14 protein-coding genes and 1 pseudogene are annotated in these 14,478 nt (G+C 31.9%); 11 read left to right on the forward strand and 4 right to left on the reverse strand.

The window, feature by feature from the left end:
• Positions 1 to 56: 56 nt before the first annotated feature.
• Positions 57 to 389 carry an SdpI family protein gene (locus tag HMPREF3239_RS07390; RefSeq protein ID WP_070855203.1) on the reverse strand — a complete coding sequence of 111 codons (333 nt, stop codon included), beginning with the start codon at positions 387 to 389 and terminating at the stop codon, positions 57 to 59.
• A gap of 258 nt (positions 390 to 647) precedes the next feature.
• Between HMPREF3239_RS07390 and HMPREF3239_RS07395 the strand changes: the two genes are divergently transcribed.
• A complete protein-coding gene (locus HMPREF3239_RS07395) occupies positions 648 to 1,730 on the forward strand; it encodes a CapA family protein (protein WP_239469369.1) in 1,083 nt (360 codons plus the stop codon).
• A 195-nt stretch (positions 1,731 to 1,925) separates the two neighbouring features.
• Here HMPREF3239_RS07395 and HMPREF3239_RS07400 read toward each other — a convergent pair whose 3' ends face one another.
• Positions 1,926 to 3,566 carry an alpha-keto acid decarboxylase family protein gene (locus HMPREF3239_RS07400; RefSeq protein WP_070855205.1) on the reverse strand — a complete coding sequence of 547 codons (1,641 nt, stop codon included), beginning with the start codon at positions 3,564 to 3,566 and terminating at the stop codon, positions 1,926 to 1,928.
• Between the two features lie 151 nt (positions 3,567 to 3,717).
• On the opposite strand from HMPREF3239_RS07400, the gene HMPREF3239_RS07405 reads away from it, so the two are divergent.
• Entirely contained in the window at positions 3,718 to 4,164 is a 447-nt protein-coding gene (locus tag HMPREF3239_RS07405; RefSeq protein ID WP_053028986.1) for a MarR family winged helix-turn-helix transcriptional regulator, read from the forward strand.
• 49 nt (positions 4,165 to 4,213) lie between these two features.
• Here HMPREF3239_RS07405 and HMPREF3239_RS07410 read toward each other — a convergent pair whose 3' ends face one another.
• A complete protein-coding gene (locus HMPREF3239_RS07410; protein WP_070855206.1) occupies positions 4,214 to 4,840 on the reverse strand; it encodes an FMN-dependent NADH-azoreductase in 627 nt (208 codons plus the stop codon).
• Positions 4,841 to 5,059: 219 nt separating this feature from the next.
• Between HMPREF3239_RS07410 and HMPREF3239_RS12125 the strand changes: the two genes are divergently transcribed.
• From HMPREF3239_RS12125 to HMPREF3239_RS07450, 9 genes and pseudogenes are all read left to right on the forward strand, one after another.
• Positions 5,060 to 5,161: an SE2200 family small protein gene (locus HMPREF3239_RS12125; protein ID WP_016930637.1), complete on the forward strand. Its 102-nt coding sequence runs from the start codon at positions 5,060 to 5,062 to the stop codon at positions 5,159 to 5,161.
• Between the two features lie 511 nt (positions 5,162 to 5,672).
• Complete coding sequence (locus HMPREF3239_RS07415) at positions 5,673 to 6,335, forward strand: YveK family protein (protein ID WP_070855207.1); 663 nt, start codon at positions 5,673 to 5,675, stop codon at positions 6,333 to 6,335.
• Between the two features lie 11 nt (positions 6,336 to 6,346).
• Entirely contained in the window at positions 6,347 to 7,057 is a 711-nt protein-coding gene (locus HMPREF3239_RS07420; RefSeq protein ID WP_070855208.1) for a polysaccharide biosynthesis tyrosine autokinase, read from the forward strand.
• On the forward strand, positions 7,050 to 7,817 hold the full coding sequence (locus HMPREF3239_RS07425; RefSeq protein WP_070855209.1) for a tyrosine-protein phosphatase: 768 nt from the start codon (positions 7,050 to 7,052) through the stop codon (positions 7,815 to 7,817). Before HMPREF3239_RS07420 ends, HMPREF3239_RS07425 begins: the two co-directional genes overlap by 8 nt.
• Before the next feature lie 30 nt (positions 7,818 to 7,847).
• A pseudogene (locus HMPREF3239_RS07430) lies at positions 7,848 to 8,441 on the forward strand (nucleoside-diphosphate sugar epimerase/dehydratase); the annotation flags it as partial.
• Between the two features lie 32 nt (positions 8,442 to 8,473).
• Positions 8,474 to 9,304, forward strand: a complete 831-nt coding sequence (locus HMPREF3239_RS07435; protein ID WP_070855211.1) for a glycosyltransferase family 4 protein — start codon at positions 8,474 to 8,476, stop codon at positions 9,302 to 9,304.
• Positions 9,297 to 10,523 (forward strand): lipopolysaccharide biosynthesis protein, encoded by a 1,227-nt coding sequence (locus tag HMPREF3239_RS07440; RefSeq protein WP_070855212.1) that lies wholly within the window; start codon positions 9,297 to 9,299, stop codon positions 10,521 to 10,523. Before HMPREF3239_RS07435 ends, HMPREF3239_RS07440 begins: the two co-directional genes overlap by 8 nt.
• Positions 10,513 to 11,742 (forward strand): O-antigen ligase family protein, encoded by a 1,230-nt coding sequence (locus HMPREF3239_RS07445; protein ID WP_070855213.1) that lies wholly within the window; start codon positions 10,513 to 10,515, stop codon positions 11,740 to 11,742. The genes HMPREF3239_RS07440 and HMPREF3239_RS07445 overlap by 11 nt, the downstream gene beginning before the upstream one ends.
• Positions 11,717 to 12,661: an LCP family glycopolymer transferase gene (locus tag HMPREF3239_RS07450; RefSeq protein ID WP_256323744.1), complete on the forward strand. Its 945-nt coding sequence runs from the start codon at positions 11,717 to 11,719 to the stop codon at positions 12,659 to 12,661. The genes HMPREF3239_RS07445 and HMPREF3239_RS07450 overlap by 26 nt, the downstream gene beginning before the upstream one ends.
• Positions 12,662 to 12,800: 139 nt before the next feature.
• Here HMPREF3239_RS07450 and HMPREF3239_RS07455 read toward each other — a convergent pair whose 3' ends face one another.
• Positions 12,801 to 14,270: an alkaline phosphatase gene (locus HMPREF3239_RS07455; protein WP_070855215.1), complete on the reverse strand. Its 1,470-nt coding sequence runs from the start codon at positions 14,268 to 14,270 to the stop codon at positions 12,801 to 12,803.
• Between the last annotated feature and the right edge of the window lie 208 nt (positions 14,271 to 14,478).

Here is a 14,478-nt window from a genome sequence, read left to right on the forward strand (position 1 = left end):
TTGATTTCCAAAAAATAAATGGATTTCGCTAATGTTACTATGTCATTAATCTATCATCACAGTTCTCTCTCGACTTTCCAATAGATGATGAATAAATACCATACCATTACTACCAATTCTATGCCTAAACCGGCCATAATGATTAAATCATTGTTTCTCGCTATACCTACAATTTCAATCACGAGTCCGATAATTCCAAACAATATGATCACCCATAAGTATTTTAGAGAATAGATGCCATATTGTTTTTGTGCTTTAATCCAATTGCGATCATTGGCCATGGATTTCTTTGTTCGATAACCGTACCAACCGTTGCGCTCGGTAGGTGGATGGCATTTAAAGATGTAACCAAAGCACCCCATAATGATGCTTAGTGGTAATAATATCATGTTATAACTCCCTATAATAATTAATAAAAATATACAATTAAATGATATATTAAACTATTTTCTTATTCAAATTGCATCGAAATAAGTAATCTACTAAAATTAAATAAAAGCTATGATTATAAAGCGTTATACAATTTATTTAAAGATGTTCTGAATATAAAAGATATTATAATGCTTTAATGAAAGAGGGCACGTATTGTGATTAAATATTATGTCAGCTGTATAATATTATTTTTTACTTTTACTATCCTTTGTGGCATGACGTTAGCCGAAGATGTGACTGATGAGGCGTCAGTGGTTGCGGTCGGAGATAATTTAATACATCCCGTTGTGTATAATGATGCGATGCAACAAGATGGCACGTTTAATTTTAAACCTATGTATTCACACATTAAGCAGGACATACAAACACCTGATCTTGCGTTTATTAATCAAGAATCTCCTTTAGGTGGTGATGATCGCCCATTTTCTGGATTTAAGCACTTTAATACACCAAGCCAAATTGCGCAAGATGTTGTCGCAACAGGCTTTGATATGGTCAATGGTGCCAATAATCATGTTTTAGATCAAGGTGATGAAGGAGTCTTAAACCATCTTAAGGCTTGGAAACCATTTGAAGGTCATGTTTTATTTACAGGTATTTTTAATTCGGAAAAGGACGCTCAAACGATACCAGTCATGACTGTAAATGGCATTAAGGTGAGTTTACTAAGTTATACATATGGTACAAATGATATGACATCACGCTATCCATATACGATTAAAACGTTTGATGAAAAGACAATTAAACGAGATGTAAGAAAAGCTAAACAACAAAGTGATGTCGTGATGGTGTCGGCCCATTGGGGGTTAGAGAATCATCATGAGCCAAATCGTACACAAAGGAAATATGCGCAATTATTTGCGAATGAAGGTGTAGATGTCGTAATAGGCACGCACCCCCATGTCATACAACCGGTTGAGTGGGTGAAGAGTCAACATGGTCATCATCAAACATTGGTCGCTTATTCATTAGGTAATTTTCTGAATGGACAAGATACTGGAAATGAACATAATCAATTATTAGGAAGATTGAATTTTGATATCGTTAAAGCGCCTAAAGGTGCACACATAGAACATGTGAAGTGGACAAGTATGGTCAATCACTATCAGCAGTGGGATGAAACCGATAAAGACACGAGACATGGTTTTGAAGTGTACAACTTAGATGATTATAATGAGAGTTTAGCGCAACAACATGGTTTGAGACACGACAATAAAAGTCAATGGAATCTTAAACATCTCCAAGATATAACGAAAGACGTCATTGATTCCGACTATTTAGATGAAAAGAGTATATAAATAAAGCTATACACAAACAAGGGAGTGGGACAGAATTCTTTTAAATTCGTCGTCCCACCCCCGCAAGGATGACTAGAACTGAGAAAAGCTTGATTTAAGCGCCTTTTCAGTTCAGTCAACTACTGCGAATTTGCTAAATAGCATTATTATATTATTTATGCCCCAGCCTGTTGTTGTTTAGCAGAAGCAATATTTTTATTTATTTTGTGCTGCAAAGGCTTTTGAAATGTCGCGAAGTTTGGCTGGTGCGTCATCCCATTTCATTGTAACTTCAGTGAAGTGTAATTGCTCTGGTGCAGCGTTAATGGCGTCAAAGACGTTCTGTAAGTCATTAGAAGTCTTCACTTCATGCACAGCAACGTTATTGCCACCAAATACTTTCGGTAGCGCTTTATAATCCCACATACGGATATCATTGTATGTTTCTTCCATACCGTGGATTAAGCGTTCTACTGTATAACCATCGTTATTAATCACGAAGATAATCGGTTTGATATCTTGGCGAATCATCGTAGATAATTCTTGAACTGTAAGTTGTAATGAGCCATCCCCGATTAATAAGATGTTACGGCGATTTGGATCAGCCATTTGCGTACCTAAAGTAGCTGGTAGTGTGTAACCGATAGACCCCCATAATGGTTGTCCGATGAATGTCATATCTTTCGGTAAAGCTAAATCATACGCACCGAAGAATGATGTACCTTGTTCAGCTAATAAGACATCATCATCTTTAATAAAGTGTTGCATCATGTCAAAGTAAGTTGCTTGCGTCAAGATATCGTCTGATAAAGTTATTTCATTTGTTGCTTCCTTTTCAAAAGGAGGGAACGTACCCTCATATCGATAATCAATTGTATTCAAGCCGTCGATTAAGCGAGGTAGCGTCACGTCTTCAGCAGTTGTTTCGTTCAGCTTGAAGTTATGGTGATTAAGCATAACGACGTCATTAATATCAAATTTATAAGAGAAACCGGCTGTAGCTGAGTCAGTCAATTTAGCTCCAATATTTAAAATAGCATCACTATGATCGACATAATCTTTAATTTGATTTTCTGCAATTTTGCCATCGTAAATACCAATATAATATGGATTCTCTTCGTTAAAGGCACCTTTACCTAGCGATAATTGAACGACTGGAATCTGTGTTCGATTAACAAATTGCTCAAGTGCTTCGTGTAAGTGGAAACTGTTAATTTCATGACCTGTAATAATGACGGGTTGTGATGCAGAACGTAATTTCTCTGCAACCATATTAATATAGTGCTCAACGTTGACGTCTGGTGCTGGTGTCACATCAAATGATGATTCCACCTCAATTTCAGTCATTGCAACATCAATAGGAAGATGAATGTGCACTGGGCGGCGTTCATGAATAGCAGCATTGATGACTCTAGGAATTTCAGTTGTAGCATTCTCAGCAGTAATGTACGCTTGCGCAGTCGTAATATGTTCAAACATCTTCTGATAGCTATCGAAACGACCTTCACCTAATGAGTGATGCACATATTTACCGGCTTGTTCTACTGCTTGTGTTGGTGCACCTGTAATCGCAATAACAGGGATACGTTCAGCATACGAACCTGCAATCCCGTTAACCGCGCTTAATTCACCTACACCAAATGTTGTAACAAGCACGCCTAGTCCATTGATACGTGCATAGCCATCCGCAGCATAACTCCCGTTAAGTTCATTCGTTGTGCCAACCCATTCCACACCGTCATGACGCACGATGTCATCTAGAAATGCTAGGTTGAAATCGCCAGGAACACCAAATATTTTGTCGACACCTGCACGATGTACTACATCCATTAAGTATTGTCCTACACGTTGTTTCATATTCATTCCACCTTTATTTATAAATTAGAATACACTTACAATATAATTACATTAAATAATAAAGTCAATTACGTTGACCTTTTTTCGACTGTTTTTTGAAAATTGATTATAATGTGGGTAATCATTCACAAATGGAAAAGGAAAGAAGCTTATGGATAGTAATAAAAATGATTATGAACATATGTTATTTTACTTCGCATATAAGACATTTATAAAAACGGCAGATGAAATTATTGAAAAATATGACATGAGTCGTCAACACCATCGCTTTTTATTCTTCATTAATAAATTGCCTGGTATTACCATTAAACAATTATTGAAAACACTTGAAATTTCTAAACAGGGATCACATGCGACGTTGCGCAAATTGAAAGAAGAAGGGCTTATTGTCGAACAAACATCTGAAGAAGATCGACGCGTGAAACAATTATTCCCAACACCTAAAGGAAGTAAGTTAGTTGATAAATTAAATAAAGCGCAAAATGAATTAATGCAACGTACATTTCAAAACGTGGGCCATGATTGGTATGACATCATGGAAGAATTATCAAATTACAGAGAAGGTTTTCAAGATATTCAGCATTTGAAAGATGAGTAAGAAAAAGGCATTGCGTAGTCGTTTACGCAATGCCTTTTAATAAGGTTTATTAGAAATTTTTACCCATTTCTTGTGCTTCAGCAATTGAAGCGGCTTTGATTTCTTCTGTTCTTTCCGGTTGTGCATTGTGGCCTTCAATAATGACATTTTCGTATGAAGGGACACCTAAGAAAGTCATGATGGTTCTTAAGTAACGGTCGCCACTTTCAACATCAGCAGCTGGACCTTCTGAGTAGAAGCCACCACGTGATTGAATGTGTAATACTTTTTTATCTGTTAAAAGACCTTGAGGACCTTCAGCAGTGTATTTGAAAGTTTTACCTGCAATTGAAATCGCATCAATGTATGCTTTTAATACAGGAGGGAATGAAAGATTCCACATTGGTGAAACGAACACATATTTATCCGCAGAAAGGAATTCTTCTAAGATTTCGCTGAAACGATCTACTTTTTGTTGTTCTTCTTTAGTAAGATCGTCACCATTTCTTAATTTACCCCAACCAGTTAATACATCTTTATCAATCACTGGAATATCTTCTTTGAATAAATCAATATGTTTTACTTCATCACTAGCATGATTTTCTTTATATGATTCAATAAATGCTTTACCAGCAGCCATAGAATTAGAAGCTAATTCATCTAATGGATGTGCTGTAATGTATAATAATTTTGCCACAGTCGTGCACCTCTAATAAATTTATTTCGAAATCGATATAATTAATATATTAGATTTTCAAATTATTGCAATACTTTTGATAAAAAATCAGACCAATGGTGTATAAGATAGTGAAACGTGACTTTAAAAATGAACGATTTTAAGTGTATAATATAGGTAAATTTAGATTTAAATATTTAAGAAATCTAATAAATGTAGAACCTTAAAGGAGTGACAGACATGAAGGGATTATTAATTACAGTAGTTTTAGGCGTAGCTGCATATGTTGGTTTCAAAAAATACCAAAACAAAGTAAACGAAATGCCAAATATTGAATATTAATATTTAAAGCCAAGATATTTCTGTGTAGAAGTATCTTGGTTTTTTGTATACATACAAGTTGTTGGATAAATCACAACGGATGTAACGAATGAAAAGGGTTATTTGTTAAGTATAAGTTTTTTAAAATATAAAATAATTTATCTCGAGTGGACATATAATGACTGTTCAATATTATATAATGTACGGATAAAGAATTCTGAATCATGTTATCGGAATTGGGGATAACACTGACTCAAATAATTAGGGAAAAACTACACATTGCGTATTGATGTAGTTTATTTGACACGCATTTACATGATATTTACATAAACTTAAACATATATTCGAAGTAATATTTTAAGATGAAGTGTAATGGTTTTGTTAATTGTAAAAAATATGTTTTGTCAAGTTGAAGAAAAACAAAATTAATTCGTAATTACAAAGAATAATATTAATTATATTTTAAAATTTTGTTGTAAAAACCATGTTAAAAATATAAAATTAATATCGAAATTAGAATTTGGAGGTTGTCATGGAAAATACATTAGATTTATCGAAATTTATGAACGCTATTAAGAAAAATTGGAAGCTAATTGTTCTATTACCAATCATATTAATGCTAATTAGTTTATTAGTAACAGTGTTTTTAATGAAACCTAAATATGAAGCAAATACGCAAGTGCTAGTTAACCAAAAAGAAAAAAATTCGGAGTTAATGGCTCAAGAAGTCCAAAGTAATATTCAATTAGTTAATACATATTCTGAAATTTTAAAAAGTCCACGCATTATTGAAGACGTGGCTAAGAAAAACTCTAAATATTCAGCTGAAGATATAAAAGGTATGTTAACCGTTACAACACAAGCTGAATCTCAAATACTAAATGTGAATGTTAAGAATGGAAGTAAGAAAGACGCAGAAAAAGTTGCAAATGATATTGCAAATGTATTTAGTGATAAAATGCCTGAAATTATGAATGTTGATAATGTATCAGTGTTATCTTCTGCTAAAGGTACTGCATCTAAAGTATCACCTAATTTATTGTTGAATTTAGCAATAGGCCTCATTTTAGGCTTAATTATATCATTGATAGTCATTGTACTAAAAGAAATGTTTGATAAGCGTATTAAATCTGAAGAAGATATCGAAAAAGAATTAAATATTCCAGTTTTAGGATCTATACAAAAACTTAAATAAGGAGAAAAATTATGGCAAGAAAAGAACCAAAAAGAAAAAAATTAGATACACCTTTATACGTTCACGACAAACCGAAATCAATAGTAAGTGAAAAGTTTAGAGGTATTCGTTCTAACATAATGTTCTCAAGTGCAAATGGGGAAATTAAAAGCGTAATCATTACATCAGAAAAACCGGCTGCAGGAAAAAGTATAATTTCAGCTAATATAGCAGTTACGTATGCTCAAGCAGGTTATAAAACTTTAATTATTGATGGAGATATGCGTAAACCGACGCAACATTATAATTTTGAGACTTCTAATTATGATGGTCTATCAAATTTAATCATTGGTAAAAGTGATTTTGATAAAGCTATTCGTAGCACAAGAGTTGAAAATTTAGATTTATTGACGTCTGGTCCGGTACCACCAAACCCATCAGAACTGATTGCTTCAAATAGATTTGAGAATCTTTTTAGTCAATTAAGAGAAATGTATGATTTTATACTAATTGATACTCCACCAGTAATTTCAGTAACTGATGCACAAGTATTTTTACAAATAGTACCTGATTGTGTCCTAGTCATTGATGCGGAAAGAAATAATAAAAATGAGGTTAAAAAGGCTAAAGATTTAATTCAAAAAGCTGATGGGCACATCCTAGGTGCAGTCTTAAATAAGACACCACAAGATAAGTCGTCAAATTATTATTACTATTATGGGGATGAAACTAATAATGATTGATATTCATAATCACGTTTTAATTAATGTTGATGATGGGCCTAAAAATAAAGAGGAAATGTTAAAACTTATTAAACAAGGAATAGATGAAGGAGTTACTGAAATAATTGTGACACCGCATCATCTCAGCCCGACTTTTGATAATGAATATAAAATTGTGCAACAAAAGTTGGCTGAGTTAAATGATATGCAAGAAGTAAAACAGTATGGGATAAAATTATTTCCTGGTCAAGAAATAAGAATTAGTGATCAAATTCTTCCGCAATTAAAACAAGGTAAGATAATTGGTCTTAATAATTCGAAATATATACTTATAGAATTCCCGTCAAGCAATGTACCACATTATGCAAAAAGACTTTTTTTCGAACTTCAATCTGAAGGTTATGTACCAATCATCGCTCATCCAGAGAGAAATAAAGAAATTAGTCAAAATTTAGATGTGCTATTTGAACTAATAAACGGTGGAGCGCTTAGTCAATTAACCGCCGCTTCACTTTTAGGGAACCACGGAAAAAAACTACAAAAGATTTCAATTCAAATGATTGAAAATAATTTAACACATTTTATTGCTTCTGATGCTCATAATGCAGAAAATAGACCATTTGTTATAAATAGCTTGTTTAATGAAAAAAAACTTGCACCTTATAAAGATCAAATTAACCAGTTTTACGTGAACGCTAAAAGGGTTATATCGGACCAAGATATAGCTAAAAAGCAACCAACTCAAAATTATAAAAGTAAAAAAATATTCGGTTTATTTTAACTGTAAATGGAGTAAGTTAGGAGGATAAATGTGGACAAATTAAGTACAAGAGGAAGATTGCTATTATTTATAGTAATAGATTCTTTGATTGTGGCATTATCAGTTTTTGTTTGTTACAACATTTTAGAACCTTATTTTAGAGGGTATTCACATAAAGTATTGATTTTAACTTCCATAATATTATTGTTATCTCATCATGTTTTTGCATATATATTTAATCTTTATCACAGAGCATGGGAGTACGCGAGTGTTAATGAATTACTTTTGATCGTTGAATCAGTAACATGTTCAATAATAGTAACTATATTAACAGTGCCAATATTCACAGGACACCCTCCTTTTATGAGATTATATCTTATTACTTGGATGATGCATCTTATTTTAATTGGTGGATTTAGAATATCTTTTAGAATAACTAAGAGATATATTAACGGGAAAGATTATAAGAAAAAACCAACCTTAATCGTAGGTGCAGGACAAGGTGGTTCTTTGCTGATTAGACAAATGTTAAGAAGCCCCGATATGGGACTTGAACCTGTACTTGCAGTTGATGATGATCCTCAAAAGCGAAAATTAACAATTGCTGGTGGAGTTAAAGTACAAGGTAATATTGAAGATATTCCATTAATCAAATTGGGATTATTCATGCTCATACGATGACAAACGATGGTTTGTTAGCATTGAAGATAAGTAAAAAGTACAATATTCCATACATACTTACAATCAGGAATACAGATATAAATTTCACTTTAAAATATAAAAAGCATTTAAAAAGAACTTTTTATAAAGTAATTATGAATTCACAACAAGTCATTTTTCCTAATCATTCTTATCAAGAAAAGTTATTAGCTACGTTTAAAGGTAATAGCAAATTAAAAATGAAATTAAGAAGCGCAATTATCATTCCGAATGGGGTAGATGGGTTGTGGTTAAACAATCCTGCAAAATATCCCAAATCAATAAATAAAGATCATATCAAAATATTATTTATAGGAAGAATATATAGCAATAAAAATTTACATAATTTACTTGCTGCTCTAGATGATTATAAAAACTGTGAACTAACAATAATTGGAAAAGTAATTGATCAGAAGTATTTCAATAATCTTAAGAAAGAATATAATTTGAATTATTTAGGAGAAAAAAGCAAATTTGAAATTATTGAAATTATGAAAGAACATCAAATTTTTGCAATGCCTTCTTTTAATGAAACATTTGGTTTAGTATACATAGAAGCATTAAGTCAAAACCTTCCAATTTTATATACAAAATCAGAAGGGATATATAACTATTTTGAAGAGAAACGTTTTGGTATTGGAGTAGAACCAAACAACATTACAAGCATAAAAGAAGGATTAGATTTTATTATTGATAATTATCAAATTCTCCAAAATAATCTTAAAGATAAAACTTTTTTAAATGATTTTAATTGGGATAATATAGGTAAATCGTATGAAAAATTATATTTAGGTGAATATGATGAATAAATTTTTAAAAGACTCTTCATTAAATATAATTTCTAATTTGATTGTAGTAGTTGTTATCCAATTGATTGCTTTCCCCTTAATAAATAAAGATGTCACCAATTCTCAATTTGCTTTGCTTATAGTTTTATATGGTATTGCAATTGTTATAGCAACTAGCTTAGGAAATACATTGAACAACGTCAGATTATTACATAGAGAAGGTATTTCTGAGATAGAACGTGAAACAATTTTTACTAGAGGGTTTTTAATTTTATTGGTATTTAACTTGATTATATTCACTGGAATAAGCATTTTTTATAGTCATAAAATTGATGCGAATCTTATTTTACTAATTATTTTTTCATTATTATTAACATCTAGATATTATTTAAACGTGTATTTCAGAGAAAACTTAAATTACACACATATCTTGTTAGTAAACATATTTGTGTTTATTGGTTATTTAATTGGTTTATTAATCTTTAAATTTGTTTTGCCACTATATTCTATTGTGTTCTTGTTAGGTGAAATTTTAGGATTTATATTTTTATATAAAAAAACAAATTTCTTATCATATATCAAGGGTGGTTCGATAATAAATAAATTAAAAGTTAAACGAATACTTCAAGACTACGTTAATTTTACATTAATCAATGTGATTATAAATATATTGAACTACTTAGACCGATTTATATTACTACCTATAATAGGGCCAGTATTAGTGAATGTATACTTTATCGCCTCAACAGCTAGTAAAATGATAGGTCTTGTAACTACGCCAATGAATAATGTCATACTTTCATACTTAAGTATTAAAGATAGTCATGATAATTTAAAAAGATTTGTCCAAATTAATATAGGAGTTATTATTGCAAGTATCCCTATGTTTTTCATTGTAAAATATTCTTCGCTATTAGTTGTATTTGTACTTTATAATACTTATATAAGTAAAGTAACAGCGATAATAAATTTGGTCGTAATTATATGCATTTTACAAATATTCAATAGTATATTCCATCCTTTTGCAATGAGAATGATTCATTCAAGAATTATTTTCTTTATTCAAATTGGATATGGAGTTATTTATTTAGTGATAGCTTTTATTGGTAGTAATTTATATGGCTTGCAAGGTTTCTGTTGGGCCACAATTATTGCTATGTTAATTAAATTGATTGTTACGAACTTAATAGTATTTAGAATAACTGCCTTAAAGAAAGGAATGAGTAAAAGTGAAAAATAATAAAGAAGTAAAGTCAAGAAATTTAATAATTAATAATGTAATAATTAGCCTTCTTATTATTTTGCTTTTTATAGGTTCATTAAACGCAAATGGCAGTGAAATTGGAATTTTATCATTAGGTATAGTTGTAGCTTTTACAAATGTGTTCTATTTTCTTAGAGTAATTTATAGACGACAAATAAAATTATCTGATGCTATTATTTTATTATTGACTATTATTTATATTATTATTTCACTGATCTCATCTCAAATTGGTTTGGGTAACAAAGGATTAACAAATACATTTGAGTTCGTTGCATGTATTGGTGTATATTTATATTTCTCAAGCAGTGATTGGAATGAAAAAGTAATACATAGTATTTATAGAATAAGTATAATTTTTGTTTCACTACACTTTTTAGTTTGGATAGCTCAAGGATTAGGGCGTCAATTCTCAAGTATTTATCCTAATTCAAATATATTAGGACCATTTATGTTCTTAGCGATGTATTTCATCTTAATGAGAATATTTACAACTAGAAAAAGATTTACTCCGTATATATTTCTATTTATTGCCTCCATACTCTTAATAGCAAGTGATACTAGATCAGTTCTATTATCAATTGTAGTAGGTATAATCATTTATATGTTTTGGAATAAAATTATAAAGTACAAAATAGGGAGTATTATAACATTTTTGATAATAGTTATTGGATTTGGATCAATTGTCTTTTTATACCCCAAATTACCAAGGTGGAGTCAATATGGGAAGCTGGAGTCTTGGATGTTAGAGCATACAGGTAAAAGTATAATGTCTGGACGTGCTGATATCTGGGGCAGATTAAGTAACCTTATTGATTTAAGACCAACGTTTGGTTTTGGTCCTAATACTGTTGCCACAGATGTTATTGGCCGAAATGCATCTTCGCATAATTTATATATAAATATGGCACTTCAAACTGGATATTTAGGTTTGATAATCTTTATTTTTATATTATTTACTATTTTCATGAAATATGTTTATAGAGGTCAAAATAAATTGGTTAGATTATCAGCAGCTGGCTTTATAGCAATTTTGGCTCACCAATTATTCGAAATAACTTTAGTGCAGAATCAATTGTCAATCGGATTATTTCAATGGGTTGTAATAGCAACTGGTGCAGGAATGACTCTGAAAAATTATGACGTTAAAAAAGAAAGTGAGGAAATTAGTAATGAAAAAGAAGTCGCCAGTATTTAAAATTATTGTAGGATTACTAATTTTCTTGCTTATATTGGTTGCGGTTGTTGTAGGTTATTTATTTATAAAACTTAAATCATTAAATGATAGTGTTAATACGCCTCTAAATAGGTCTCATTCTGAACTAAGAAAAACTTCTACTAAAGAAGGAGATCCTATGACGGTTGTTTTATACGGTATAGATAGTGATTCACAGCGTGCAAAAGAAAATTCTGGGCAGCGTAGTGACTCTATCGTATTGATGTCAATTAATCCTGATGAGAAAAAAACTGTAATGGTAAGTGTGCCCCGTGATACACGTGCTAAAATCGTTGGACATGGAACTACTGAAAAAATAAATCATGCTTACGCTTATGGTGGCCCAGATATGGCTGTTAAATCGCTTGAACATTTAATGGGAGTGCCTGTCGATCATTATATATCTATTAATATGGATGGCGTAAAAACGGTAGTCGATGAGATTGGTAGAGTTACACTTACGAGTAATGGCTCTTTCACAACTAGAGATTCTAGTAATACTTATCAGTTCACTAAAGGGAAAGAATACAAAATGGACGGTAAAGAAGCTTTAGCATACATGCGTAGTCGTAAGGAAGATGGTGCTGGCGGAGATGAAGGTCGTCAATTACGTCAACAACAAGTGATTACTGCAGTTGCAAGAGAAGCATTCTCTGTTAACTCAGTAACAAAATTGAATGGTATTTTTAAAGCTGCTCAAGATAACTTGAAAACGGACTTAAGTTTCGTGCAGTTAAATCGCTTCAAATCTGATTATGACAAAGCACAAGACAATGTTGAACGTTTAACAATCAATGGTCAAAATGCGCTTGGCGATGACAACTTGTATTACTTCTATCCTGATAAAAATAGCTTAAATGAAGTAAAACAGAAATTAAAAGAAAACTTAAATCTTAACTAAATGAAAGCACTTTGTCGATGACTTTAATCATTGACAAAGTGCTTTTTTAATCACTATGATCACTTCATATACTTTCAAATACATATCATACAAAAGACAAATAACTACTTTTAAACTAAGTGATCATGTTTATTTCTTATTAATTTTGATTTGAAGTGACATCATCGCTAAAGAAATCAAAGATGTTTTTAGCGTTATCTGTATTATCGATATTGCCACGGAATTTTTCTGAACCTGGGCCTTGTGTATAAATGTCTACATCTTCACCGGTATGACCGTAAGTTGTCCAACCTGTATGTGATGCTTCGTTGATTGGTTTTTGAATCGCATCTTGTAATGTCGTTGTTGCTTTTGCTACGTTTTCATCGTCATCGCTTTTTGCTTTGTCTTGTGTGTCTTTAAGTGCTTTAGTCGCATCTTTCACTTTATCCATTTGTTTAGAAGGGAATTCGATGCCATAGCCTTCGTTGATTACTTTTTCAGGGTCTTTACCGTCTACAATTTGCTTTGTCATGTATGAACCTGAATGTTTCATATTACGAATGGCTTCAGGTTTCCATACATATTCATCGCCTGAGCCCATTGATAAACCACCAGTAGCATGGTCGGCTGTTGCAACGACTAATGTATCTTTATGATTCTCAGCGTATTCCATTGCTTTTTGGAATGATTGATCGAAGCTAGACATTTCAGACATAACGCCTGTGATATCGTTTGGATGTGCGGCTTTATCGATTGATGCACCTTCAACCATTAAGAAGAATCCATTTTCATTTTTCTCTAATTTGTCTAATGCTGCGTCTTGCATATCAGCTAATTTTGGTTCATCAGCTGATGCGTCAATTTGTAATGGCATATCTTTTTCAGAGAATAAACCTAAGACTTGATCACTTTGTGAATTTGCAAGTTCATCTTTGTTTGTAACGTAATCATAACCGTCTTTTTGGAATTTATCTGTTAGGTTACCATTGTCTTTACCGAAGTATTTAGCGCCACCACCTAATAAGACGTCTACTTTATGTTGACCATTAATTTTATCATTATAGAATTGTTGTGCGATTTCATCTTTCTTACCGCGATCGTCAACGTGCGCAGCATAAACGGCAGGTGTTGCGTCAGTAATTTCAGCTGTTGACACTAAGCCAGTTGCTTTGCCGTTTTCTTTAGCTTGTTCTAACACGGTTTTTAATTTGTTTTTGTTTGTGTCTACACCGATTGCACCGTTATACGATTTATGTCCAGTGCTTAATGCTGTACCGGCAGCTGCTGAGTCTGTGATGTTTTCTTTTTCATCATCGTTATGTGTTTGGTGTGCACCTATTAAGTATTTGTCGAATGATGTTTTTTCAACTTCTTTAGTATCAGGATTATCTGCAAAGTGACGGTATGCAGATGTGTGTGATTTACCCATACCATCACCGACCATGAAGATAACGTTTTTAGGATTCTTCGTATTACCTATTGCCATGTAATCTTCATCTTGTCCTTGTTGGCCTTGATTACCTTCGCCAGAACCTGATGCATATGACACGTGTGTCGTCCCTAACACGGATGCAGCTAAGATTGAACTCGCTAGCGTTGTCTTACCAAATTTGTTGATGAAACTCATTTTAAAAAAAGCCCCCTAATATGTATAGTGTGTAGTTGTTACACTCTTTATATTAAGAAATTTTATTTGATTTTCAGTTAGTATAAAGTTATTTTTAAGTTAAGTAATTGTAAACAATTATTAATGTATAGAATTTATTTTATATTTAGTTTTATCAAATATTGCAAGCTTTATACTTTTACATTGTTCTTTAATAAGCTATAATACG

Origin of the sequence: Staphylococcus sp. HMSC34C02 (assembly GCF_001838705.1) — a bacterium.
Classification (GTDB): domain Bacteria; phylum Bacillota; class Bacilli; order Staphylococcales; family Staphylococcaceae; genus Staphylococcus; species Staphylococcus borealis.

Bases quoted from the DNA above. Each gene is read 5' to 3' on its own strand.
- HMPREF3239_RS07390 (WP_070855203.1), bottom strand. From the start codon at position 389: ATGATATTATTACCACTAAGCATCATTATGGGGTGCTTTGGTTACATC.
- HMPREF3239_RS07440 (WP_070855212.1), top strand. From the start codon at position 9,297: ATGAATAAATTTTTAAAAGACTCTTCATTAAATATAATTTCTAATTTG.
- HMPREF3239_RS07425 (WP_070855209.1), top strand. From the start codon at position 7,050: ATGATTGATATTCATAATCACGTTTTAATTAATGTTGATGATGGGCCT.
- HMPREF3239_RS07405 (WP_053028986.1), top strand. From the start codon at position 3,718: ATGGATAGTAATAAAAATGATTATGAACATATGTTATTTTACTTCGCA.
- HMPREF3239_RS07420 (WP_070855208.1), top strand. From the start codon at position 6,347: ATGGCAAGAAAAGAACCAAAAAGAAAAAAATTAGATACACCTTTATAC.
- HMPREF3239_RS12125 (WP_016930637.1), top strand. From the start codon at position 5,060: ATGAAGGGATTATTAATTACAGTAGTTTTAGGCGTAGCTGCATATGTT.
- HMPREF3239_RS07400 (WP_070855205.1), bottom strand. From the start codon at position 3,566: ATGAAACAACGTGTAGGACAATACTTAATGGATGTAGTACATCGTGCA.
- HMPREF3239_RS07395 (WP_239469369.1), top strand. From the start codon at position 648: ATGACGTTAGCCGAAGATGTGACTGATGAGGCGTCAGTGGTTGCGGTC.
- HMPREF3239_RS07450 (WP_256323744.1), top strand. From the start codon at position 11,717: ATGAAAAAGAAGTCGCCAGTATTTAAAATTATTGTAGGATTACTAATT.
- HMPREF3239_RS07435 (WP_070855211.1), top strand. From the start codon at position 8,474: ATGACAAACGATGGTTTGTTAGCATTGAAGATAAGTAAAAAGTACAAT.
- HMPREF3239_RS07415 (WP_070855207.1), top strand. From the start codon at position 5,673: ATGGAAAATACATTAGATTTATCGAAATTTATGAACGCTATTAAGAAA.
- HMPREF3239_RS07455 (WP_070855215.1), bottom strand. From the start codon at position 14,270: ATGAGTTTCATCAACAAATTTGGTAAGACAACGCTAGCGAGTTCAATC.